The following is a 25,984-nucleotide window of genomic DNA, read 5'->3' as shown; positions in this document are numbered from 1 at the left end:
TTTAGAAGTTAGCAATTATAAGCAATTTATTATATGGGATAAATTTACAATAAAAAAATGGATATAAAACCCTTATCATTAAATTGTTGGCACAAATTTTGCTTATTAAAGAGATATACTAATAAATCTTAATTAAACAGGAGGGAGAATTTAAATGAGCAAATTGGAATCAGCAACAGAAAAAGTAGAAGTAAAATGGTATGGGTATGTAGCATTAATTTTGGGTGCATTATTCTTTTCAGGAATATTTAAGGATGCGTCAGGGCCATTAAAAGTATTGGATTTTAATAATGTACTGGGTTCTTTTGGAACATTAGGAACTGTTAATGATGGTGTGGGTACATTAGCTGCAAATTTTAGAGGTGATGGAGGTACTGGTCCTAGAGATGGATGGCTATATGCATTGACACTAATACCATCTGTTATGTTTGCACTTGGAATAGTTAGAGTTATAGACCATTTAGATGGGATGAAGGCAGCTCAGAAGCTTCTTAGTCCACTATTAAAACCGTTATTAGGATTACCTGGATTTGCAGGATTGACTTTGATAGCTAGTTTACAATCTACTGATGCAGCTGCATCTATGACTAAAGAACTTAAAGATGATGGATATATAGACGAGAAACAAAAGGCTGTATTTTGTGCATTTCAATTTTCAGGTGCATCTGCAATCACAAACTTCTTTGCTTCTGGAGCAGCATTGTTTCCATTTATCGGAGATGTTCCAATCTTTATACCACTTGCTTTAATATTAATTATGAAATTTGTTGGAGCAAACTTACTTAGACTATATTTAAATAAATTTGACAAGGGGGAAGCTTAATATGAGTGAAGTAGCAAAAAAAGAAGTAAGGGCTAAAAAAGGGAATGTGATAGACGCATTTATTGGAGGAGCTAGAAATGGATTTCAAATAAGCACAAATTCAATGGCTCCAAATGTTATCTTTGGTTTTGCTATAATTTCTATATTTAATTTAACAGGTCTTTTGGATGTGATAGGAACAATATTTACACCTGTAATGAGCATATTTGGACTTCCAGGTGTTGCAGCAACTGCAATAATGACAATATTTATATCAATGGGAGGAGCATCTGGAGTAATAGCAGGTCTATTTACAGCAGGTCAGATAAGCCAAGCACATGTTGCAATTCTTTTACCAATGTTATTGCTTTCAGGTGCTCAGATACAATTTATGAGTAGACTTTTAGGAACTGCTGAATTAAAGACAAAATATTATCCACATATGTTTGTGATAGCAACTTTAAATGGTTGTATTGCAATGCTTATAATGAATTATTTCGTAGTATAGGTAAGTATAATAAAAGTTTTATATAAATATAAGGTTTACATTTTAAGGAGGAGTTTTATACTATGGAAACTAATAAAGATTATATTGAGTACGTACATAGGGTGTATGATTATTTACATACTATACCAGAAAAAGGGTTTGAAGAATATAAGACATCTGAGTTTGTTTTAAAGGAACTTGAAAAAATGGGTTTTGAAGATATTAATAAAGGCATTGCAGGAACTGGTATTATAGTAACTATAGATTCTAAAAAAGAAGGACCAGTATTTGCTATAAGGGCAGACATGGATGCGTTGGAATTTATAATAGATGGAGAAAAGAAAATGATACATGCTTGTGGACATGATGGTCACACTTCCATGCTTTTAACAGCTGCAAAACTAATAAGAGAAAGAAATCTAGTAAAGAGAGGTACTTTAAAAATACTTTTTCAACCAGGAGAAGAAAAACTATATGGTGCATTAAGAGTAATCGATTCTGGCTTATTGGATGATGTGGAAGAAATGGTAGGTATGCATTTAAGACCTGGTCAAGATTGTAGACTTGGAAAGGCAATACCTGCAATGTATCATTGTGCTAGTTGCATAATGGAGTTTACGATTAAAGGTGTTACTTGTCATGGGTCTAAACCACACTTAGGAGTAAATGCAGTAGATGCTGTTTGTTTGGCAGTGAGTGCAATAAATGCAATAAGAGTAAATCCAGCTGTACCAAACTCCATAAAAGTGACAAATATATCAGTTAAAGGAGAAACATATAATAATATACCAGATGAAGCATTTATGGCTTTAGATATAAGAGCAGAAAGTAATGAGATAATAGAAGAATTAAAAGAAAAAGCAATACATGCTGTAAAAACTGCTGCAAATTCTATAAATGCAGAGGCTATGTTACTTTCAAAGGATGGAGTGCCAGCAGCAGAGTTTGATGAAGGGCTTGTGAAATTGGCTGAAGAAACTATAAAAGATATATTGGGAGAAGATGCGTCTATAGGTACATTTAAGAATTCTGGTGGAGAGGATTTTCACTACTACACACAAAAACTAAAATGTAAAACTACATATATTGGATTGGGAGCTGATGCTACACCAGGATTTCACAATCCAAATGTGACATTTGATACAAAGGCTTTGGAATATGGAGTTGATATATGGTGTAGATTAGTTGAAAAGAGATTGGGTAATATCTAAACTAATGATTCTACATTTACAAATTTAGAAGTTATAGAAAAGATTGCTTATGTCAGTTGAAATATAATTAATATAAGCAATCTTGTTTTGATATATTGAAACTATTTTTACAACATTGAAAAAAACTATAACCATAAAAACAAGTATATTTTAAATCTATTGGACAAAAAAGTGTTACTATTATAATATGTAGAATTGTAAAATAACACCAAATTACATCCAGTTATATACTAAATAATTATAAAATTTGTATTTTTAGGAGGGGTAAAATGAGTAAATATAATTTTGACCAAGTAATAGATAGAGTAGGGACAGATTGTGTAAAATGGGATTTTAGAACTAATTGTTCACCAAAAGCACAAAAAGATGGTTTACCTTTTTGGATTGCAGATATGGATTTTGAATGTGCAGAGCCAATAATAGAAGCATTACATAAAAAAGTTGACCATAAAATATTTGGATATAGTTCTAATGATAGTGAAGAATACTTTAATGCAGTTTGTAGCTGGTACAAAAGAAGATTTAACTGGGAAATAAATAGAGAAAATATTGTATTTAGTCCAGGAGTTGTACCAGCTGTTGCTATTTTAGTAAGAATATTAACTGATTCTAATGAAGGTGTAATAGTTCAAAAACCAGTGTATTACCCATTTGAAGCAAAGATAAAAAGTAATAATAGAGAAGTTGTAAACAATCCTCTGATATATGAGAATGGCACATATAGAATGGATTATGCTGATTTAGAAGAAAAGGCTAAGTGTAGCAATAATAAAGTACTTATACTTTGTAGCCCTCACAATCCAGTTGGTAGAGTATGGAGAGAAGATGAATTAAAAAAAGTTGTAGAAATATGTAAAAAATATGACTTATGGATAATAGCTGATGAAATACATTCTGATTTAATTAGAAAAGGATTTAAACATACTCCTTTACAATCATTATGCCCAGAGTACAAAGATAAAATAGTTACATGTATAGCACCAAGTAAAACGTTTAATCTAGCTGGAATGCAATTATCTAATATAATAGTGAATAACAATGATTTAAAAAAGAAATATCAAGAAGAGGTCACAGCTGTTGGAGTTGGAACTTCACCAAATCCTTTTGCTATTGTAGCTACTATAGCAGCATATAATGAAAGTGAAGATTGGGTTAATGAATTGAATGAATATTTAGATAATAATATAAGGTTTATTGATGAATACTTAAAAGAAAATTTACCAAAAGTAAAACTTGTTTATCCAGAAGGAACGTATTTAGCATGGTTAGATTTTACTGACTATGGATTAAATGAAATAGAACTTGAAGATTTAATGTTTAAGAAAGCTAATGTATTATTTGATGAAGGCTATATATTTGGAAAACAAGGAATAGGATTTGAAAGAATAAATGTAGCATGCCCACAGTCTTTATTAAAAGAATGTATGGATAGATTAAAGGCTACATTTGAAAATTTATAAGTATAGGTAAAAATTTATAGGATGCATAGAAATAAAAAATATTAAACTTGACAAATTTTAACTAATCACTTATCATACTATTATGAATAAATAGAAAACATAAGAGAGTTAAATTTTATTAGATTAAATTCTTAAAGACTTTGAAAGGAAGAGTAGTTATAGAATGTAGTTAAAGCGAGTTGGTGATGGTGTGAGACCAATATGAAGTCTATAATGAAGAACATCCTGGAGTTGCTAACCGAAATTTTAAAATAGTAGGCTTAGTCGGAACCAAACCGTTATCATATTGGGATGTATCGAGTAATATCTGTACATTATGAGCTGGGTTTAAATTTATTTTAAACTAATCAGGGTGGTACCGCGGAAAGACAACCTTTCGTCCCTTTTATATAGGGATGAAAGGTTTTTTTAATGGAAAAATATATAAATATAGGGAGTGAATAATATGAGTACAATAATACCAAAGGATTATAACAGTAGTTTGAATGTAATTGATACACAAGTAGCTATAAAAAAATTAAAAGATTTTTTTGAAATGAGATTGAGCAATGAACTAAATCTAATAAGAGTTTCTTCTCCATTATTTGTATTGCCTGAAACTGGTGCAAATGATAATTTAAATGGAGAAAAGGCTGTAAGTTTTGATATACCATTTATGAATAAAAATGCAGAAATTGTTCAATCACTTGCAAAATGGAAGAGATTAGCCCTTAAAAAATATGGTTTTGAAGTTGGCAGTGGTTTATATACAGATATGAATGCGATAAGAAAAAATGAAGAGTTAGATAACATACATTCTCTTTATGTAGACCAATGGGATTGGGAATTGGTAATAGATAAAAGTAGTAGAAATGAAAATACTTTAAAAGATGTTGTAAAAAGACTATATGGAGTATTTAAGGATACAGAGATATTTGTATGTAGCATGTATGAAGGAATAAAAGAAATCTTACCAGAAGAAATAACTTTTATAACATCACAAGAGTTAGAAGATATGTATCCAGAATTATCTCCAAAGGAAAGAGAAGATAAAATTGTAAAAGATAAGAAAGCTGTATTTATAACTCAAATAGGAAAGACACTAACATCAGGAGAAAAACATGATGGAAGAAGCCCTGATTATGATGATTGGGAATTAAATGGAGATATACTATTTTATAACCCTGTTTTAGATTCTGCATTAGAGCTATCTTCAATGGGAATTAGAGTTGATGAAGAATCTCTTGATAGACAACTTAAACTTGCTGGATGTGAAGATAGAAAAGAGTTTGATTATCATAAGATGCTTTTAAATGGTGAACTTCCATATACAATTGGTGGAGGTATTGGTCAGTCAAGAATATGTATGTATTTCTTACAAAAGGCTCATATAGGAGAAGTACAGGTTGGAGTATGGCCACAAGATATGATTAAAAATTGTAGTAGTGCAGGAATTGAATTGTTATAATTTGAATATATACTAGTTGATAAAATTTATATATAATATACTCATCAAATTAATTATATCGGTTATAATGTAGAATAACCTATAATTATAAGAGGTGATAAATATGGAATTTCTAAAAAGAATGGTTAATATAATTTTAGATTTTTTAAAAAAAATTTTAGTGAGATTTAAAAATGCTAAATTTGGTTTGCTTTTTATATTTGATTTACTTAAACTACCTGATTTTATGACGGATAAAAGAATCAATATAGTCTATAAAGTAAAAGTAGTTTCCGTTTTAATTTTTACTATATCTTACTTTGTATCTGGAGTTGATATAATTCCTGAGATGCTTACTGGAGCATTTGGATTTATAGATGATATTATAGTATTAATTTGGAGCATAGGTATTGTGAATGAAGAAATTAATAGATATAGAAATATAACAAAAAAAGATAAACATTCAAATATAATTGAAAATGTAGAATTTTCTATAAAAGATGAAGAAGAATAACAATTTATATATGTTATTCTTTTTTTTATTAACAAAAAATGGCTAAATTGTTGACGGAGAGGTAAAACTCTATTATCATAATAAGTGGATATCCAATATTTAACTAAGTATTCAATGTACAAGAATGCTTAATTTAAAAAATTATGGAGGGTAAAATATTATGAAGAAGAAAATAGGTTTAGTGCCCAAGCTAATCATCGGTATCATAGTCGGTATTTTAATCGGAAGTTATGCACCAGAAATAATAGTACAAATACTAGTAACAGTTAGTACATTATTCTCAGCATTCTTAAAGTTTGTAATACCATTTATAATTATAGGGTTTGTAACAGCAGGTATAGCAGATTTAGCAACAGGTGCAGGAAAATTATTAGGAATAACTACAGCAATAGCATATGGTTCTACTCTAATTGCAGGATTATTATCATTTGCAGTATCTATGCTAATTTTCCCAAATTTTATTGATGCAAGTGTAGCAGGACAAATTGGAGACCCAGAAGCAGGAATGTTAGCTCCAATCTTTACAATTCCATTAGAGCCTATGGTAGATGTAACAGCAGCAATTGTGTTTGCATTTGTAATGGGACTTGGAATATCAGCTTTAAGAAATCATGGAAAAGGAGAAGTCTTATTTAAATTCTTCCAAGAATTCCAAGAAATTGTAACGAAAACGTTGTCAACAGTAATTATACCTTTATTACCTTTATACATAGCAGGGACTTTCGCAAATATAACTATAGCAGGACAAGTATGGACAATATTAGGTGTATTCTGGAAAGTTTACTTAGTGGTAATACCTTTACATTTTGTATATATGGCATGTCAATTTACCGCAGCAGGAGCATTTTCAGGAAAAAATCCAGTAAGAATGTTAAAAAATCAAGTACCTGGATATTTAACAGCTATAGGTACTCAATCTTCAGCAGCAACTATACCAGTTAATGTTGGTTGTGCAGAAAAAAATGGAGTAAGTAAGCAAATCAGAGAATTTGTTGTGCCTCTTTGTGCAACAATACATTTATCAGGTAGTATGATATCAATAACAGGGTTTACAACAGCAGTTTTAATGATGAATGGTATGCCACATGGAATAGGTGTATTATTCCCTTATATTGCAATGTTAGGTATAGCAATGGTTGCAGCACCAGGGGCACCAGGTGGGGCTATAATGAGTGCACTTCCTTTCTTACCAATGGTTGGAATACCATCAGATGGAGGTCTTGCAAGTTTAATGATAGCTTTATACTTAACTCAAGACAGTTTTGGTACAGCATGTAATGTATCAGGAGATAATGCAATAGCAGCAGTTGTAGATAAAATAAATGATGGAATGAGTAAAAAAGGAAACAAAGAAGAACAAAGTGCTTAGTTTGTTAATAAACAAAAATGAGTTATCTCAAATAGAGATAACTCATTTTTTATACTTATAGAATTATATAATAAAGTAATTTTTTTATTTGAAAATTGATTTAAGAGATGATATTAATAATTTATTTTCATTAGGTTTTAATATACATACCCTGAAGAAATATTCATCTAGCCCATCAAATGAATAACAATCTCTTATTATTATTTTTTGTGGAATTAGTTTATCACGAAGAGCTTTAGCAGTAAATTCCTTTGTTTTAATTTTACATAATATAAAATTACCTTTAGTATCATATACGTTTAAATTTTTTATGCTTTTAAGTTCCTTAATTAAATAATCTCTTTCAGTATTCATTAAAGAAATCGTACTTGATATAAAATTCAAATCACTAAACATGATTTCTCCCATTTTTGAAGCGATTATATTTATATTCCATAAGTCTAGGTTTTTATTTATTTCATTTTTAACCTTAATGTCAGATATAAGACCATATCCAAGTCTTATACCAGGTGTCGAAAAAAACTTTGATGTACCCCTTATAACAAATAAATTAGAATAATCATCAACTAACTGAGTACAAGAATATATGTTTGTATCAGTAAATTCTACATAAGTCTCATCAATCATTAAAAAAGAGTCTGTGTTTTTTAAAATTTCTCTTACTTGTATTTTAGTAAATGCAAATCCAGTAGGATTACTAGGGTTGCAGATGATAACCAAATCATAATTTTTAGCGTTAATAGTTTCTATAAGATTTTCTAAATTTATGTTAAAATTATCTTCTTCTTTGGCGAAGTATTTATCTATAGAACAATTAACTTTAGATAGCTCTTTTTCATACTCTGAATATGCAGGGGAAAGTAAAAGAGCTTGTTTAGGGTTGATTGTATGTATGAATGATGAGATTAATTCTGTAGCTCCACTTCCAAGGACTATATTATCTATAGAACATTTGCAGTAACTTGATATAGAAGTTTTTAAGTCTATGTAATCAGGGTCAGGATACATAGATACCATATCTATATTGTTTACAATGTATTGTTTGGCTAAACTTGATGTACCAAAAGGATTTATATTTGAACTAAAATCCATAAATTCTTCTTTTGAAAAGCCATACTTACTAGATAAACTATATAAATTAGCTCCATGATTTGTGCTCATAAAAGTACCTCCAAAAATAAAATTATATAATTGATAAAAATAACTGATTAATACATGTACATATAGATTATAATACAAAGGAATGTTTATTCCAAATTTTTAAGATAAAAAGCAAAAAAGTATGGATAAGCTGTTACTTTACGTTTAAAAATGATGAAAAATATTTTAATTGATATTTTGGTATGCTATAATATATAGGTTAATAGATGGAAAGCGGGAGGGTATAAGATGTACAAAATTACAGGAAAAATGTTGACAGAAGAACAAATAAAAGAAAAAGTTTATGAATTAGGAAAAAAAATAGAAGAAGATTTTAAAGGTGAAGATTTACTAGTAGTAGGTATCCTTAAAGGAGCTAGTGTATTTGTTTCAGATTTAATAAGATGTATAGACTTAGATGTAAATATAGATTTTATGAGCGTTACAAGCTATGGCAGTTCAACAGAATCTTCTGGAACAGTTAAAATATTAAAAGATTTAGATGTAGACATTGAAGGAAAAAATGTATTAATTGTGGAGGATATAATAGACTCTGGATTGACATTAAGTAACCTAGTCGCAGCTTTGAAGACTAGAAGCCCAAAATGCCTAAAGCTATGTACTTTACTTGATAAACCTCAAAGAAGAAAAGCTAATATACCTGTAGACTATGTGGGATTTGTTATTGAAGATAAATTTATTGTTGGATATGGAATAGATTATGCTGAGAAGTATAGAAATTTACCTTATATAGGTATAGTTGAGGATGTAGAATAAGACTTAAATGTGAATTAAAAGCACTAATCTCTAAGGGATTTAGTGCTTTTTAATTAAGTATATAAAATATTAGTAAAGGAGACCTCTATATGGATATTCAATTAAGTATATTATTATTTTTCCAAAATTTAAGAAATCCAATTTTGAACTTTATATTTCTTGTATTCACAATAAGTACAGAAGCACCACTATTAATATTAATTACAACAATCATTTACTGGTGTATAAATAAAAAATGTGGGCAGAAAATATTGTTTGCTATAATTGGAAATTTTGTTGTGAATTTAGGAATCAAAGAATTTGTAAAAGCTCCTAGACCAATAGGAATAAAAGGTCTTGAGTCACTGAGAGTTTCTACTGCTGGTGGTTACTCTTTTCCAAGTGCTCATACTCAAACTGCAACTACATTTTGGGTTAGTATTATGACTATATTTAAAAAGAGATATATTCATTTAATAGGTGCATTAATGGTATTAGGTGTTGGTTTATCTAGACTATATTTGGCAGTTCATTGGCCTATAGATGTAATAGCTGGGTGGACCTTAGGTATATTTTTTACAGTTATATTTGTAAAAATATTTGACTATATTGACGATAGTAAAAATTATATTTTTCTTGTGGTTTTACTTATACCATTTGTTATAATAGCTATATTTTTAAATAGCCCTGACTATTTTGAAAAATTTGGTATCATAGTAGGGTTTATATTTGGATATATAGTTGAAGATAAATTTGTTAGATTTAATACAGACAATAATAACAAAAAAATTAATTTTAGTAGTAAAAATAAAAATAGTAAAAATATAATATTTTCAAGAATATGTAGGTTTTTGGTTGGGATAGTAACAATAGGCATGTTATATATGGGGATTAAAGTATTTATTTCAATGTTAATTGTTACTTTAAATCTAAGTGATTCTAATAGGAGTATAATTTTTATGAACTTTATTAAGAATACTGTAGTTGTTTTTTATGGTGTGGCAGGAGCTCCTGCATTATTTAAACTTTTGAAGCTAAATTAAGCTAAACTACTTTATTAATAGTTTAACTTAAAAAATTAAGGGAAGAAAAGAGTGATTATTTGAAGAAGGTAGTAGTAATAGGTGGCGGACCAGCAGGGATGATAGCAGCATCAACTGCATGTGAAAGAGGATTTGATGTAACATTGATTGAGAAAAATCATAAATTAGGTAAAAAACTTGCAATAACAGGAAAAGGTAGATGTAATATAACTAATGCTTGTGATATAGAAGAATTAATAGAAAATGTTCCTACAAATGGAAAATTTTTATATAGTGCTTTTTATACTTTTACAAATGATGATGTAATAAGCATGTTTAATAATCTTGGTGTAAAAACTAAAACAGAAAGAGGAAAAAGAGTATTCCCAGAAAGTGATAAAGCATTTGATGTTGTAAAGGCTCTTGAAAAACAACTCAAAAACAAAAAAGTAGATATATTATTAAATTCGAAAGTGGAAAAAATAATATCTAAAAATAATAAAATTGAAAAAGTAGTTTTATCCAATAAAAAAGAAATTAAGTGTGACTCGGTTATAGTAGCAACTGGAGGATTAAGTTATCCACTTACTGGTTCTACTGGTGATGGATATAAATTTGCTGCTTCACAAGGTCACACCATTGTAGATACAAAACCATCCTTAATTGGTATTGAAGTGCAAGAAGGCTTTATAAAAGATTTGGAAAAGTTATCATTAAGAAATGTTGAGATAAAAGTATTTAATAGCAAACAAAAGAAAGTTTACAGTGATTTTGGAGAACTTGAATTTACTAAGTTTGGCTTAGATGGACCTATAATTAAGTCTGCAAGTTGTAGAATGAAAGATACAACTAAAGAAAATTACACTATATTCTTAGATTTAAAACCAGCACTAGATGAAGAAAAGTTGGATAAAAGAGTTCAAAAAGATTTTGCAAAGTATACAAATAAAAAATTTGAAAAAGCATTGGATGATTTACTTCCAAAAAAACTTATACCTATAATAATAGATTTGAGTGAGATTAATCCAGATACAGTTGTTCACCAAATTTCTAGAGAACAGAGAAAACACTTAGTGCATTTACTAAAGAATTTAAAGTTTACTGTAAAAAGGTACAGACCTATTGATGAAGCTATAATAACTTCTGGTGGTGTAAAAGTAAATGAGATAAATGCGAGTACAATGGAGTCAAAGCTAATAGAAGGTCTATTTTTTGCTGGAGAGATAATAGATATAGATGCATATACAGGAGGATTCAATTTACAAATAGCTTTTTCTACTGGATATTTGGCAGGTTTTAATTGCTAAAAATTACCTGAATTAAAAATGTTTAAAATCACATAATATTATCAGCAACACAAAATAAATTAAACAGAAGGAAGGTAATCAACATGGCAAGTAACAATAACAACAACAGAACAGTAGTACCAGGAGCAAAAGAGGCTTTAAACCAAATGAAATTAGAAATAGCTAACGAACTTGGTATGAGTAATTATCAACAAGTTGATAAAGGAAACCTTACTGCAAGAGAAAATGGTTATGTAGGTGGATACATGACTAAAAAATTAGTTGAAATGGCTGAACAACAAATGGCTGGAAAAAGCAACAGATAGTTAATAAATAATTATTTATAACTATTAGGCTATTAGTTTAGCTAAAGCTATCTCAAATATAGAAAGTAATTTCTAAATTGAGATAGCTTTTTTTTATTAAATTTTACACAGGTGCATTTTTATGTAATAAATTTTAGTAATTTGGATAAAATAATACAAACGAATATGTTACATAAGGAGTGATGTAAAATGAGTAGTGTAAATTTTGAGGATTTAAAAAACAAATTTATTAATAGTGATTTAGATGAAAAAATAAGAATATACACAACAACAGAAGGTTTATCAGTAGAACAATTTAAAGAGCTATTAAAATATTATCCAATACAACATTTATCTAAATTAGAAAAAGCTCTTGGATAATAATCTTTAATTAAAAAATTAAAAAGGCAATTTATTTAATATTAAAATAATTCTTATTAAATAAATTGCCTTTTTATAATAGCTTTATATTATCATACTTTTGATATATAATTATAGATTCTCTCATTTCCAAGCTCAATAGACCCAGTATTAATTAGAGTAACGATTCCTTCTATATCCTTAGGAGTTAAGTATTTATATGGAATCAATAAATTATAACCTGTATCATTTAGTAAGTTTTTTAATTGGATTATTTGAGAGATATTGAAACACTTTACAGTCTTAGTAGATTTTTTTCTAGAGTTAGATAAATTTTCATTTTGTATTTTTATCAAAGTTTCTATATAGTCTATATAAGATAACTTAAAGTCGTATTCCTTAATTATTTTTTCATCAAGTATACTACTAATGAAACCTTGAGATAATATATTATCTGCAAATTTATCTGCCGTTAATTTACCAGATGTTATACCTTTTTGGTATTTTCTAAGTATTTTTTTAGTGTAGCAGTATATTTTATTTCTTGTTTCTAAATCAAGTTGTTCTATTTGCACACAACCACTTCCTTTTAATTGTAAAAATATTTATTTTTAGAAATCTATACTTAGTCTATAAAGTTTAACTAACTTATTTACAATAAATACTAAATTATAAAATATTTGTTATTTTTTATTATTACCAAGTATAAAAAATATTATAATTGTAAAACTTACAAATATATGTAAAATATTTAGGAGTGATGAAAATGTTAAATGGGATAATAAAGCTTTTTTATTCTGAAATTGTAAAAACAAAGATTAATAATTTAGATTCAAGTGGATATTCTTTAAGAGATGAATGTAAAGAAATCAGAAATATAACTTTAAAAATAGACAGTGTATTTTTTAAACTTTTAAAGTTAGTTTTTGGTTCAATATTACTTATGGTAGCTTTTAATTTAAACTTGATTTTGGGCATGGGTGTATTTTTAGTAGGTGTAGTTTATATTTTATATAAAAGAAATATGGAAGAACAAGTAAAAGAGCATATAAATAATGTAAAGAACAATATAGACATATCTAAAATTACTTTTATGGATGAAAAAGGAAGAACAGGTCTAAATGCATTAATTACATTGCTTCTTATAGGATTATTGACAGGATTTAACTGGATATTAGTTGCTAGTTTTGTCGTTGTTTTTGTTTTTACTATGAAGAATGTATGTTAAAATACTAATAAATAGTTTAATATATAGGGGGAGAAATTGAGTATGACTAATGGCAGTTATAAAATGAAGAATTTAGTGGAGATATCCGCTATGGTGACGGAATCTACGGATTTTTTTAATATAAAAGATGACATAATAGAAAAGATGTTAGAGGTTGTTCACCCTACAAAGGCATGTGTAAATCTATTCTATAAAAATGATTCTAAACATGCCTACTTAGTATGTTCACAAACCTTAGAATATGTACCTCAAATTTTTCCAATTAATAGTCTTAAAGGTGCAAAAATTGATTTTGACACATATCCAGAATATATACATGAAGCTGTAAATGAAAAGAAGATAATATATGTAAAAAATGTATTTGAAGATTCTAGAGCTGAAGGTGAACGAGATTTAGCAAAATCTGAAGGTTATATTGGGAGAATAGTTTTTCCTTTTATAATAAACAATTTAGTTGTTGGATTTATGACTTGTTTTTTAAAAGAGGAGGATTATTTAACAGAACAAGATATAGACTTTATATCTTCTGTTGCATCACTTCTGAGTTTATCAATAGAAATAACTAATAAAAATAATAATGTACAAATTTTAATTGACAAGTTAAGAGGTTCGATAAGTGCTATAAATGAAGCCACTAAAAAATTATACCTTAATAAGAGTATAGATGGATTTTTAGAAAATTTAAGTAAACAAGCTTGCAACATTACTAATAGTAAAGAAGCTTTAATAATTATAACTGGCCATGATAATAAGGATAAAATATTTAGCTGTTATAATACTGAGCAAAAAAAGAAAACTAATTTATACCCTATGCTTGACACATTTTTGAAGAAAGAGTCATTAGGAGGATATCTAAATAACTTAAAACCATGTTCAAAAAAAGGAATAAACTTGGAAAGTTATATATATTATAAACTTCAGGATAAGAATGAGACTATAGGATGTATAGTTTGTGCAAATAGCAAAAACTATACTAGTGATGATTTAAATATTCTTAGTATATTATCCAAACAAGTTTCTGTTGGGATGCAATTATATGAGCATAATGAAAAAGAAGTGAAACATAAGGTTCTTGAAAATGAGTTGAATATATTAAATAAACAGCAACAACTTATTATGGACAAAGGAAAAATGGATTGTAATGAAGATAAAGAACTGTATTTTTATCATAAACCAGCGAGAGTAGTAGGAGGAGATTTTTATTATGCCACAAAAGTAGATGATGAACATATAGTCTATATTGTTGCTGATGTAATGGGACATGGAATGGTATCAAATTATGTTGTTGCGATGATAAAAGGTGCTTTTAAAGTCTTATGTAATCAATATAATACACCAAAAGAAATAATGACACATTTAAATAGCATGTTATATGATGAGTTTGATAAAATGGGTGTATTTACAACGTGTTTGATAGGTATTATAGATACTAAAGAAAATATTATTACAATATCTAATGCTGGTCATTATAGCCCTGTATTCGTGAAGAAGAATGGGACAATAGAAAATAATTTGAATTGTAAAAAGGGGATACCTATTGGAATAATGGAAGATGCTACCTATGAAAATAATACTCTTTCAATGGAAAATTATGCAATGGTATGTATGTATACTGACGGAATTTTAGAGATAAAAAATACGTCAAAAGAAGAATATGGTATAAATAGATTAGAAAACTTTCTAAAAGAAAACTTTAGATTAAATCAGCAGTTAATAGTAGAAAATTTAAAATTAGATTTAAAGAATTTCTCATCAAAAGATAATTATGATGATGATATTTTAATAGTTATGTTAAAGGATAGGTAGATTGATTATGGATTTAAATGATAAAAAAGAACTTAAAAGTCCAGAGATTATTATAATAAATGGAAGCCCAAGAAATAATAAAAATTGCAGTTTTATAGCAAATGAAGTGAAGGTTAAGTTAGAAGAGAGTGGATTGAGTAGCAAAATATTTAATATATATGATATGGATATTGAATATTGTACAGCATGTGGATTTTGTGAGAAAACAGGTTTTTGTAAGTTTAATGATGACATGAAACCATTATATAAAATGTTTGATGAGTCAAAAGGAACTATAGTCATAAGCCCTGTGCATTTTGATTCAATCTCAGCTAAATTAAAAACTGTTGTTGATAGAACTCAAGCTATATATGCAAGTAAATATGTGTTAAAGAAGCCTTCAATTGATAGGAATAAGAAGCGTGTTGGTATGTATATTGCAATAGGAGGTAGTAAATCCTATGATTCACAATTTAAAGGTGGACAGATTGTCATGGATTTTTTCTTTAAGAGTATAAATACTAAACTTTTACACAATATATATTTAAATAATACAGACAATATACCCTATATGGATAATCAAGAATTTAAAGATATAATATATAAAAATTTAAAGATATATATTGATTTAATATAATTTGATTTTGTAGGTAATATTATGTATAATTGTATTGCAATAATTTAAAATAATTAAAAGGAGGGAATTTCAATGAAATTACCAATAGCATTATCTAATAAACATGTTCATTTAAGTCAAGCTGATATAGACGTATTATTTGGGGCAGGTCATGAATTAACTAAATTTAAACCATTATCTCAACCAGGACAATATGCCTGTGAAGAAAAAGTAGATTTAGTAGGCCCAAAAGGAACTTTAAAAGGAGTTAGAGTATTAGGACCAGCTAGAGCTCATACTCAAGTTGAAATATCTTTAGCAGATGGTTTCCCATTAGGAGTAAAAGCACCAATAAAAGAATCTGGTGATATAGCTGGAACTCCAGGTGTTAAATTAGTAGGACCTGCTGGAGAAGTAGAAATGAAAGAAGGAGTTATAGTTGCTTCTAGACATATACATATGAGCAATGAAGACGCTGCTAAATTTGGTGTAGCTGATAAGCAAATAGTAAAAGTTAAAACTTCTGGACCAAGAGCATTAGTATTTGAAAATGTATTAGTAAGAGCTAGTGATAGCTTCAATCTAGAAATGCATGTTGATATGGAAGAAGGAAATGCAGCTGGTGTTAAAAATGGAGAGTTAGTAGAATTAATAGTTGACTAATATTATAAATGAAGTTTATGCTAGTGGATGTTCTATTTGCTAGCATATTTTTTTAAATGTAATAAATTTCTATCTGATAAGTTTAATCTATTAGATTAATTTATAAAATAAAGGGGTATTATGAAAAATATAATAAAAACTTACAAAAATATGATGTAATATGGTAAAATTATATATATAAAAATTTACATATAATAAAGATAAATATTTTGACTTTGTACTAATATATACAAATAGATGAAAAAGTTTGAAAAATCTAACTTAATTTATTATATATTGTATACAAAATTATGAAAAAAACTTAACATATTTAATTTAAAAAAAAATCTACTTAAATATGTAATTAATTTACAATTTTCAAAGGAATTTTATCTAATCTGTAGTATTATATTAGAAGATAGAGTATTTGCGCGACTATATGTGTGTTTATATTTTTGTTGTGTAAATTATATGTAAATATAAAAAATAGACTTGTTATAAACAAGTACAATTGTAGCTATCAAGGAGGATACATATTATGGCTAAGTTTATGAAAACACTTGATGGAAATACAGCTGCAGCTCACGTTGCCTATGCGTTTACAGATGTAGCAGCTATATATCCAATCACACCATCTTCAACTATGGCTGAAGTAGTTGATGAGTGGGCATCACAAGGAAGAAAAAATGTATTTGGACAAGAAGTTAATGTTGTTGAAATGCAGTCAGAAGCAGGAGCAGCAGGAGCATTCCATGGTTCTTTACAAGGAGGAGCTTTAACTTCTACTTTTACAGCATCTCAAGGTTTATTATTAATGATACCAAACATGTATAAAGTTGCAGGTGAGTTATTACCAGGAGTATTCCATGTAAGTGCTCGTGCTTTAGCATCTCAAGCTTTATCAATATTTGGGGATCATCAAGACGTTATGGCTGCTAGACAAACTGGATGTGTATTATTAGCTTCTGGTTCAGTTCAAGAAGTAGCTGATATAGCACCAGTTGCACATTTAGCTGCAATAGAAGGTAGATTACCATTTATACATTTCTTTGATGGATTCAGAACTTCACATGAAATCCAAAAAGTTGAATTATTAGAAAACGAAGATTACGCAAGTTTATTAAATTTTGAAGCAGTTCAAGCATTTAGAGATAATGCATTATCTCCAAATCATCCAGTTACTCGCGGTACTGCTCAAAATCCAGATATATATTTCCAAACTAGAGAAGCTTCTAACAAATACTATCAAAATATAGTAGGTATAGTTGAAAAATACATGGAAAAAATGAGTAATTTAACAGGTAGAAAACATAGTTTATTTGATTATTATGGAGCAGAAGATGCTAAGTATGTATTAATAGCTATGGGTTCTGTAACAGAGACAATAGAAGAAACTATAGATTACTTAAATGCTAAAGGAGAAAAATACGGTTTAGTTAAAGTTCATTTATATAGACCATTCTCAATGAAACATTTCTTAGATGCTATGCCATCTACTGTTGAAAGAATATGTGTACTTGATAGAACTAAAGAGCCAGGTGCAACTGGTGAACCATTATACTTAGATGTACGTGATGTATTCTATGGAAAAGAAAATGCTCCTATGATAATAGGTGGAAGATATGGATTAGGTTCAAAAGACACTACTCCTTCAGATATAAAAACTGTTTTTGATAACTTAGTTTCAGAACAACCTAAGAATGGATTTACAGTAGGTATAGTTGATGATGTAACTAATACTTCTTTAGCTCCTGCTGAGCCAATTAAAATAGCTTCTAAAGGAACTATAAGATGTAAGTTCTGGGGATTAGGTTCTGATGGTACTGTTGGAGCTAATAAACAAGCTATAAAAATAATCGGTGACCACACTGAAAAATATGCTCAAGCTTACTTTGATTACGACTCTAAAAAATCTGGTGGTATAACTATGTCTCACTTAAGATTTGGTGATACTCCAATAAGAGCAACTTATTTAATAGATGAAGCTGACTATATTGCCTGTCATAAACAATCATATGTTTATCAATATGATTTATTAAAAGGTCTTAAAAAAGGTGGTACATTTGTACTTAACACTATATGGGACCAAGCTGGAATTGAAGAAAACTTACCAGCTCATATGAAACAATATATAGCTAAAAATGATATAAAATTCTATACAGTTAATGCTGTTAAACTAGGACAAGAAATAGGTCTTGGAAATAGAATAAACATGATAATGCAATCTGCATTCTTTAAATTAGCTGAAATAATACCAGAAGAAGATGCTGTTAAATACTTAAAAGATTCTATAGTTAAAGCTTATGGTAAAAAAGGTGAAAAAATAGTTAACATGAACTATGCTGCTGTTGATGCAGGAATAAATGCTTTAGTTAAAGTTGAAGTTCCAGCTGCTTGGACAAATGCTGTTGATGCAGATAAAGAAGAAGTAAAAGAGCCAGAATTTATAAGAAATATATTAAGACCAATGACTGCACAAGAAGGAAATAACTTACCAGTAAGTACATTCAATGGTATAGAAGATGGAACATTCCCTTGTGGTACTTCAGCTTACGAAAAACGTGGTATAGCTGTTGATGTTCCTGAATGGATAACAGATAACTGTATCCAATGTAACCAATGTTCTTTTATATGTCCTCATGCATGTATAAGACCAGTATTAGTTACTGAAGAAGAATTAGCTAATGCTCCAAAAGGATTTGAAACTAAAAAAGCATTAGGTAAAGGATTAGAAGGATTAAAATATAGAATTCAAGTTAGTCCACTTGACTGTACAGGATGTGGAAACTGTGCTGACATATGTCCAGCTAAAGAAAAAGCTTTAGTTATGAAGCCAATAGATACTCAACTTGATACAGAGTTAGATAATTGGGCATTTGCAGTAAATCCTGAAAAAGTTGCTCCAAAAGTAGATGTTATGCCTGCAAATACTGTTAAAGGAAGTCAATTTAGACAACCATTAATGGAATTCTCAGGAGCATGTGCTGGATGTGGAGAAACTGCATACATCAAGTTAGTTACACAATTATATGGAGATAGAATGATGATAGCTAATGCTACTGGATGTTCTTCTATATGGGGAGCTTCTGCACCATCAACTCCTTATACTTGTAACCATGAAGGTAAAGGTCCATCTTGGGCAAACTCTTTATTTGAAGACAATGCTGAATACGGATTTGGTATGTACACAGCTGTTAAACAAATAAGAGCAAAAATAGTAGATGCTATGACAGAATTAGTTTCTATGGATATCTGTGAAGATGCTAAAGCAGTATTTACAGAATGGTTAGATTCTAGAAATGATGGAGAAGCTTCTAAAGTAGCAAGTGCTAAAGTTGTTGAATTATTAGCAAAACCATCTTGTGATTGTACAGATGCAAAAGCTAAAGAATTAGTAAAAGCTATAGAAGATAGAAAAGATTATCTAGTTAAGAGATCTCAATGGATACTAGGTGGAGATGGTTGGGCATATGACATCGGTTACGGTGGATTAGACCATGTTCTTGCATCTGGTGAAAATGTAAATGTACTTGTATTTGATACAGAAGTATATTCAAATACAGGAGGTCAAGCTTCTAAAGCTACTCCAGCTGCTGCTATGGCTAAGTTTGCTGCAGCAGGTAAGCAATCTAGAAAGAAAGATTTAGGAATGATGGCTATGACTTACGGAAACGTATATGTAGCTCAGGTTGCTATGGGTGCTGATAAAAACCAATTTATCAAAGCTGTTCTAGAAGCTGAAAAACATGATGGACCATCTTTAATAATAGCTTATGCTCCATGTATAAACCACGGATTAAAAGAAGGTATGGGAAGAACTGTAGCTAATGAAGCACAAGCTGTTGCTTGCGGATACTGGCATTTATACAGATTCAATCCAGAAGTAAAAGCTGAAGGTAAAAACCCATTCACTTTAGACTCTAAAGAACCAACTGCAAGCTTCAGAGATTTCATACTTGCACAAGTAAGATACTCTGCTATAGCTAAGCAATTCCCAGAGCAAGCTGAAGGATTATTTACTAAAGCTGAAGCTGATGCTAAAGAAAGATATGAAGGATATAAAAAATTAGCTGAATAATATTAAAATGTTATAAGCTTATGTAAAATATAGATTTGATAAAAAGAGGCTGTCTTGAAATAGAGATAAGCCTCTTTTTTATTGTTGAAATGATAAAAATATATTTGATTTCATACAAAAAAGAGTGCCTCATGAACTAAAAAGTTAATTTGATACACCTCCTTTTCAATTCTCATATCTCCAATATTTTTCGACCGATGGTCAGATTTTCTTTATTGTATCATGTTTTCGACCAGTGGTCACTTTTTGAGCCTATGTTATAATACAATATGAAGGGAATGAGTATGTGGATAAGAAGGAATTGAAGAAGGTATATTCAAGTGTGAATATACTTTAGAAGTTTCAGAAATAGTTTTATCTATTTTCACGTTTTTACTTGACCCAGGTATTTTTACTTGAGATAAAGAAGAAAGAAATCGTAAATTAAAAGCATTAAGTTTAATTTTAGAAAGAATTTTAATGGCACCTAAAGGGAGTTTTGATTTTTTTACGAATGATTTTTGAAGTACATATTAGTAAATGATGTTTATACTGTATTTATTTGTATTTAATAGTTTTGAATATAGATACAAAAGAGTATCTCATTTGTGATTTTATTTAATCATTTAGAGATACTCTTTTGATATATGGGAAAAGAGCATTTTATCCTACAAAGATTTGTGTCCAATAAAGTGAACCACCACTTTTTTGAGCTACTCCAACACCTATTTTACTAAAATTTGGATTTAATATATTTTTTCTGTGACCTTCAGAATTCATCCACGCATTTACAACTTCTTTTGGAGTTTTTTGACCCATAGCTATATTTTCACCAGCTGTTTTATAGCTTATCCCAAACTTTTTCAACATATCGAATGGAGAACCATAAGTTGGAGAATTGTGTGAAAAATAATTGTTATCAATCATATCTTGAGACTTCTTAGTAGCAACATTTGATACAGAAGAATCAAGAGTAAGAGGATTTAATCCAGCTTTAGATCTTTCTATATTTACTAAATCAACGACTTCTTTTTGGTAAGCTGAAAAATTTCCATTTGTAGAACCTGAATTATTATTATCTTCAGGCTTATTAGATTCTGAGTTGTTGTTATCCTCAGGTTTATTAGTAGAGCCTGAATTATTATCTTCAGGTTTGTTAGATTCTGAGTTATTATTGTCTTCAGGTTTATCAGTAGAGCCTGAGTTATTATCATCTTCAGGTTTATTAGTAGAGCCTGAGTTATTATTGTCCTCAGGTTTATTAGTGTTATTGCAATTCTTGTCATTATGGTTCTTATCTTTACAAGAATTATCTTTATCAGGTTTAAGCTCTGGTTTTACAGAACAATTTGGTTTTGCTGAAAATTTGTATTTAGTATTACTGTATACTAAACTTTTGTTACTTAGATTTACATTGTTTTCAAGCGATGAAGCACTTGCAGTAACAGCACTAGATGCTGTAGCTAAGGTTAACACTCCCAATGCTAACATAGTTTTTAATTTTGTTGGTATATTTTTTTTCATTATAAACACCTCTCAATCTAAAAATTCTAAAAATGTTACTAATTTGTAACCTTTAGTGTAGGGGGTACCCGTGCATTTATACTAACATAAGAATAAGCATTTTTTCACTGTAAAGATATGTAAAAAGAGTATACATGGAATAAACAGGCATATTTAAGAAAGTTTAATAATTTGTCTCATAAAGCTACATAGTATGAAATCACTAGCTTTGAGAAAAATATATTTTTATAATGATTTTATGATGTAAATTTATGGTTACGAAAAAAAAATTATATAGCTATTGAAATTTATTTAATATACATTTTAATGCAAATAGTAAATTTTCATTATTGAAATCTTTGAAAAATAAGAAAGTCATCTGTTCCAATAGATGACTTTTTATATGGTAAATTATAATATACTTTAGTTTAATACATCAGTAATCCTAACGTAATTACGATAATTTCTGCTATTAATGAACCAACTGCAACTACAATGAAAGTTTCTTTAAATCCGGTTTTATGTGTTAACTTAGATAAACTTAAGAATGTAAGAAAAACACCACTTTGTGGAACTATAGTAAGTATATTTGAAGCTATTGTAGCAACACGATGAATTAATTCTGGATTCAGACCAGTGCTTAAATAATAATTTGCGAAGTTTGGCATTACTATTCCTAATGCACCAGAAGATGAACCTGTTATTGCTGACATTGTTGAAGTTAATACAGTAAGACTTATAAGTGGGCTACCTGGTATTGACATAATAAGTTTGCTGAATACATTAAAACCTGGTGCAGTCATTATTACTGCTCCAAATGCAACAGCAGAAGATGTTGCAAATATAGGTCCAATAGAACCACTAGCTCCTATACTCAATGTCTGTATTTTGGATGATAAAAATTTACGGAATAAAAATGCAGATAAAAGGATTGCAACTATTAAAGCTATGTAAATTACATTTTTTTTCAGAAATTCTGAGCCAAAAGTACTTCCTACTATTGCTATAATTACAAGTGCTAATAGAGGAAAGATGCTTGCAAAAAATCCTGGTAATTCTCTATCTAGAGATTCTTCTTCTGATTCTGAAGTATAAGTTGCATACGTTTCACCCTTTTTAATACTTTTATTCAGAGCGTATTTCATGTAGATAAGACCAAACACAGCACAACCTATACTGCCTGCAATACTTGGTATAATAGCTGCAGTAAGAGAAGTATTTAGATATTGAATAGGAATAACATTTTGAATGGCTGGTGTCCCAGGAATCATAGTCATTGTAATTGTAGCAATTCCAAGCCAAAGAGGAATTTGAATAAGATTCCAAGAAATATCAAGTTTTTTAAATAGAGTTCTTGCAAGTGGAATGACTGCAAACATAACTACAAACAGACTTATACCACCATATGTCAATATAAAGCTTACTATAAATATCGCAACTAAAACTCTATAAGGATGTTTAGAGCCAAACTTGTTTAAGATAAAATCTGCTATAGATACAGTGGCTCCACTTTCCTCCATAAATTTAGCAAGTATTGAGCCTAATAAAAATATTGCAAAATAGCTCATTATATAATTGCCAAGTGCTCCCATGTAATTATTTTTGCCAGCACCTAGCATTGATGTTACAACATCCATTTTATTTAAGAGAACAACTATTAAGGTTGCTATTGGAGCAGCTATAGTTATATGAATTTCTTTAACTGAAAAATATATAATAGCTATTATACCAATAATTATACCAATTGGTGCTATAATACTCATAAACATTCCTCCTTATTAGAGGGACTTGAAGAACAGTTTCTTCAAGCCCTAAATATAAAATAACTACTGTGCAGTATATCCTCCATCTAGTATGCACGCTTGTCCTGTAATTCCTTTAGCTTTATCACTTGCTAAGAACATAGCATAATCTGCAATTTCTTGAACATCTAATAGACGTTTTTGTGGCACAAGTGGATATAAAACTTCTTCTAATACATTTTCTAATGGGATGTTACGAGTTTTTGAAAGGTCATTAAACTGACCTCTAACAAGTGGAGTATCCACATATCCAGGGCATAAAGCATTAACTGTTATACCAGAATCAGCAGCTTCAAGGGCAGCAACCTTTGTTAATCCTATAAGTCCATGTTTTGCTGAGTTATAAGCAGCCTTACCAGCAAATCCTATTACACCATTGATTGAAGCCATATTTATTATACGACCAAATCCTTGTTTTTTCATTATAGGGAATACTTTTTTAGTAGCTATAAAAGGTGCTGTTAGCATTATTTTTATCATAAATTCAAATTTATCAGTTGGGAAATCTTCTATCATAGAAACATGTTGAAGTCCAGCATTGTTTATTAATATATCTAATTTACCGTACTTTTCAACAGTTTTGTCTATAGCATGGTTAATTTCTTCTTCTTTAGTTACATCACACTTTACATTCATGCAATCATAGCCTTCTTTTTTTAGCTCTGTTGTAACTTTGTCTAAAGCTTCTTGATTTATGTCAGAGAACATTACTTTAGCACCATTTTTTAAGAATGATTCAGCAATTTGTTTACCTATTCCACTTGCAGCTCCTGTTACGAATACAACTTTGTCTTTAACCATTTTCATTTCCTCCAATTTTATTTTATTTTTATATTAATATTTTGAATAATATAAATTTACATCTAATACATTTGTATTTTTAATCACTTTAAACAGCTGATATGCTTCCATTTAATGAGTCTGATAATATTAAAGGTGCTTCAGTAGCAGAAATAACATCATCCAAAGTGAAAGCAGGGTTTATTTCTTTAAGTAAAATTCCATCTGGTGTCACTTCCATAACGCCCATTTCGGTAACTATCAAATCTACAGCATTAGTTGCAGTAAGTGGAAGAGTACAATTATTTAATATTTTTGCAGAACCTTTTGAAGTATGTTCCATTGCTACAATGACTTTCTTAGCACCAGTTACTAAATCCATAGCTCCACCCATACCTGGAACCATCTTGCCTGGAATCATATAGTTTGCTATGTTGCCACATTTATCAACTTGAAGTGCACCAAGAACTGTTATATCTACATGACCACCTCTGATTATTCCAAAAGAGGTAGCGCTATCAAAGAAACACCCTCCAGGAAGTATCGTAACTGGTTGGCCTCCAGCATTTACAATGGTTTCATCACTTAGATTTCCATCTTCAGCTACTCCTAAACCTAGAAAACCATTCTCAGATTGCAAGATAACGTTTACATCATCTGGAATATAATTTGCTACTTTAGTTGGTAGGCCTATACCAAGGTTTACAACAGTTCCATCTTTTAATTCTTTAGAAACTCTATTTGCAATATATTCTTGCATTTCTAATTTATCCATTATAAATTACCTCCTTCAATGATGTAATTCACAAAAATACCTGGTGTAGTAACTTCATTTGGGTTAATATCACCAATTTCAACGATTTCATCTACTTCAACTATTGTAATCTTGGCAGCCGAAGCCATTAAATTATTAAAATTGTTCATAGAACCTTTATAAACTAGATTACCTGCTTTATCAGCCTTTGATGCAAAGAGAAGAGCAATATCTGCATGGATTGGTTTTTCAAGAAGGTATTCTTTATCATCTATGACAATTTTTTGTTTTCCTTCTTCAACAAGAGTACCAATCCCAGTAGGTGTTAATATACCTCCCAAACCATAACCAGCTGCACGTATTTGTTCAGCAAGAGTTCCTTGAGGAACCAATTCGACATCTGTTTCATTATTATTCATTTGTCTACCAGTTTCTTTATTTAATCCTATATGAGAAGCAATTATCTTTTTGAATTGCTTATTCACAACCATTTTTCCAACACCTTTGTCAATAAAGCCAGTATCATTACAAATTAGTGTTAAATCTTTTATATTTTTATTACACAAATAATCAATCAAATTTTCTGGTGAACCATTAGCCATGAATCCACCTACCATTATTGTATCTCCATCTTTTACATGAGATAGAGCTTCATTGATGTTAACTATTTTATTCATAT

25 protein-coding genes and 1 other annotated feature are annotated in these 25,984 nt (G+C 29.3%); of the genes, 18 read left to right on the top strand and 7 right to left on the bottom strand.

Translation table 11 applies throughout. The features are described from left to right. Positions 1–154 precede the first annotated feature (154 nt). The 7 genes from ACTG46_RS14815 (at position 155) to ACTG46_RS14785 (ending at position 7,269) form a co-directional block, all read left to right on the top strand. Complete coding sequence (locus ACTG46_RS14815) at positions 155–823, top strand: nucleoside recognition domain-containing protein (protein ID WP_054271263.1); 669 nt, start codon at positions 155–157, stop codon at positions 821–823. Position 824: 1 nt separating this feature from the next. Next, complete coding sequence (locus ACTG46_RS14810) at positions 825–1,310, top strand: YjiG family protein (RefSeq protein ID WP_479923070.1); 486 nt, start codon at positions 825–827, stop codon at positions 1,308–1,310. A 62-nt stretch (positions 1,311–1,372) separates the two neighbouring features. Next, positions 1,373–2,500 carry a M20 peptidase aminoacylase family protein gene (locus tag ACTG46_RS14805; protein ID WP_074178533.1) on the top strand — a complete coding sequence of 376 codons (1,128 nt, stop codon included), beginning with the start codon at positions 1,373–1,375 and terminating at the stop codon, positions 2,498–2,500. A 269-nt stretch (positions 2,501–2,769) separates the two neighbouring features. Beyond that, entirely contained in the window at positions 2,770–3,960 is a 1,191-nt protein-coding gene (locus ACTG46_RS14800; protein WP_479923069.1) for a MalY/PatB family protein, read from the top strand. 131 nt (positions 3,961–4,091) lie between these two features. Further along, positions 4,092–4,347: a binding site (T-box leader), on the top strand. Between the two features lie 58 nt (positions 4,348–4,405). Then, complete coding sequence (gene asnA / locus ACTG46_RS14795; RefSeq protein ID WP_054271259.1) at positions 4,406–5,407, top strand: aspartate--ammonia ligase; 1,002 nt, start codon at positions 4,406–4,408, stop codon at positions 5,405–5,407. A gap of 103 nt (positions 5,408–5,510) precedes the next feature. Next, complete coding sequence (locus ACTG46_RS14790; protein ID WP_479923068.1) at positions 5,511–5,900, top strand: YkvA family protein; 390 nt, start codon at positions 5,511–5,513, stop codon at positions 5,898–5,900. A 160-nt stretch (positions 5,901–6,060) separates the two neighbouring features. Continuing rightward, entirely contained in the window at positions 6,061–7,269 is a 1,209-nt protein-coding gene (locus ACTG46_RS14785) for a dicarboxylate/amino acid:cation symporter (protein WP_054277304.1), read from the top strand. A gap of 84 nt (positions 7,270–7,353) precedes the next feature. On the opposite strand, the gene ACTG46_RS14780 is transcribed toward ACTG46_RS14785, so the two are convergent. Further along, on the bottom strand, positions 7,354–8,430 hold the full coding sequence (locus ACTG46_RS14780) for a pyridoxal phosphate-dependent aminotransferase (RefSeq protein ID WP_479923067.1): 1,077 nt from the start codon (positions 8,428–8,430) through the stop codon (positions 7,354–7,356). A 228-nt stretch (positions 8,431–8,658) separates the two neighbouring features. Between ACTG46_RS14780 and hpt the strand changes: the two genes are divergently transcribed. The 5 genes from hpt (at position 8,659) to ACTG46_RS14755 (ending at position 12,159) form a co-directional block, all read left to right on the top strand. After that, positions 8,659–9,186 carry a hypoxanthine phosphoribosyltransferase gene (gene hpt, locus ACTG46_RS14775; protein WP_044213776.1) on the top strand — a complete coding sequence of 176 codons (528 nt, stop codon included), beginning with the start codon at positions 8,659–8,661 and terminating at the stop codon, positions 9,184–9,186. Between the two features lie 89 nt (positions 9,187–9,275). Next, positions 9,276–10,208: a phosphatase PAP2 family protein gene (locus ACTG46_RS14770; RefSeq protein WP_479923066.1), complete on the top strand. Its 933-nt coding sequence runs from the start codon at positions 9,276–9,278 to the stop codon at positions 10,206–10,208. A gap of 59 nt (positions 10,209–10,267) precedes the next feature. Next, positions 10,268–11,494 (top strand): BaiN/RdsA family NAD(P)/FAD-dependent oxidoreductase, encoded by a 1,227-nt coding sequence (locus ACTG46_RS14765; protein WP_074178528.1) that lies wholly within the window; start codon positions 10,268–10,270, stop codon positions 11,492–11,494. Between the two features lie 83 nt (positions 11,495–11,577). After that, positions 11,578–11,799 carry an alpha/beta-type small acid-soluble spore protein gene (locus tag ACTG46_RS14760; protein WP_003416009.1) on the top strand — a complete coding sequence of 74 codons (222 nt, stop codon included), beginning with the start codon at positions 11,578–11,580 and terminating at the stop codon, positions 11,797–11,799. Positions 11,800–11,988: 189 nt separating this feature from the next. Next, the gene (locus tag ACTG46_RS14755; protein WP_003416012.1) at positions 11,989–12,159 is read left to right on the top strand and encodes a hypothetical protein; all 171 of its coding nucleotides are present in this window, start codon (positions 11,989–11,991) and stop codon (positions 12,157–12,159) included. Positions 12,160–12,251: 92 nt separating this feature from the next. Here the strand turns inward: ACTG46_RS14755 and ACTG46_RS14750 are convergent, their stop codons facing one another. Then, positions 12,252–12,713 (bottom strand): hypothetical protein, encoded by a 462-nt coding sequence (locus tag ACTG46_RS14750; protein ID WP_054271253.1) that lies wholly within the window; start codon positions 12,711–12,713, stop codon positions 12,252–12,254. Between the two features lie 191 nt (positions 12,714–12,904). Between ACTG46_RS14750 and ACTG46_RS14745 the strand changes: the two genes are divergently transcribed. From ACTG46_RS14745 to ACTG46_RS14720, 6 genes are all read left to right on the top strand, one after another. Further along, positions 12,905–13,366, top strand: a complete 462-nt coding sequence (locus tag ACTG46_RS14745) for a hypothetical protein (protein ID WP_054271252.1) — start codon at positions 12,905–12,907, stop codon at positions 13,364–13,366. Positions 13,367–13,408: 42 nt separating this feature from the next. Further along, positions 13,409–15,172: a GAF domain-containing SpoIIE family protein phosphatase gene (locus tag ACTG46_RS14740; RefSeq protein ID WP_479923065.1), complete on the top strand. Its 1,764-nt coding sequence runs from the start codon at positions 13,409–13,411 to the stop codon at positions 15,170–15,172. 7 nt (positions 15,173–15,179) lie between these two features. Then, the gene (locus tag ACTG46_RS14735; protein ID WP_176702460.1) at positions 15,180–15,788 is read left to right on the top strand and encodes a flavodoxin family protein; all 609 of its coding nucleotides are present in this window, start codon (positions 15,180–15,182) and stop codon (positions 15,786–15,788) included. 72 nt (positions 15,789–15,860) lie between these two features. After that, positions 15,861–16,430, top strand: coding sequence for a phosphate propanoyltransferase (pduL, locus tag ACTG46_RS14730; protein WP_021385571.1), 570 nt, complete (start codon positions 15,861–15,863; stop codon positions 16,428–16,430). 517 nt (positions 16,431–16,947) lie between these two features. After that, complete coding sequence (gene nifJ, locus ACTG46_RS14725; RefSeq protein ID WP_479923064.1) at positions 16,948–20,487, top strand: pyruvate:ferredoxin (flavodoxin) oxidoreductase; 3,540 nt, start codon at positions 16,948–16,950, stop codon at positions 20,485–20,487. A gap of 300 nt (positions 20,488–20,787) precedes the next feature. Next, on the top strand, positions 20,788–20,886 hold the full coding sequence (locus ACTG46_RS14720) for a hypothetical protein (protein WP_479924074.1): 99 nt from the start codon (positions 20,788–20,790) through the stop codon (positions 20,884–20,886). Positions 20,887–21,129: 243 nt separating this feature from the next. On the opposite strand, the gene ACTG46_RS14715 is transcribed toward ACTG46_RS14720, so the two are convergent. The 5 genes from ACTG46_RS14715 to ACTG46_RS14695 form a co-directional block, all read right to left on the bottom strand. Next, the gene (locus ACTG46_RS14715; RefSeq protein ID WP_407964122.1) at positions 21,130–21,990 is read right to left on the bottom strand and encodes a CAP domain-containing protein; all 861 of its coding nucleotides are present in this window, start codon (positions 21,988–21,990) and stop codon (positions 21,130–21,132) included. Positions 21,991–22,397: 407 nt separating this feature from the next. Beyond that, entirely contained in the window at positions 22,398–23,732 is a 1,335-nt protein-coding gene (locus ACTG46_RS14710; RefSeq protein WP_054271246.1) for a GntP family permease, read from the bottom strand. 63 nt (positions 23,733–23,795) lie between these two features. After that, complete coding sequence (locus ACTG46_RS14705; RefSeq protein ID WP_074178521.1) at positions 23,796–24,572, bottom strand: 3-hydroxybutyrate dehydrogenase; 777 nt, start codon at positions 24,570–24,572, stop codon at positions 23,796–23,798. 88 nt (positions 24,573–24,660) lie between these two features. After that, positions 24,661–25,326, bottom strand: a complete 666-nt coding sequence (locus ACTG46_RS14700) for a 3-oxoacid CoA-transferase subunit B (RefSeq protein WP_054271244.1) — start codon at positions 25,324–25,326, stop codon at positions 24,661–24,663. Continuing rightward, a complete protein-coding gene (locus ACTG46_RS14695) occupies positions 25,326–25,982 on the bottom strand; it encodes a CoA transferase subunit A (RefSeq protein ID WP_054271243.1) in 657 nt (218 codons plus the stop codon). The genes ACTG46_RS14700 and ACTG46_RS14695 overlap by 1 nt, the downstream gene beginning before the upstream one ends. Between the last annotated feature and the right edge of the window lie 2 nt (positions 25,983–25,984).

The sequence above is a fragment of the Clostridioides sp. LIBA-7678 genome, assembly GCF_056716065.1.
Note: the sequence above shows the minus strand (reverse complement) of the source record. Positions and strands in the feature narration are given on the sequence as shown.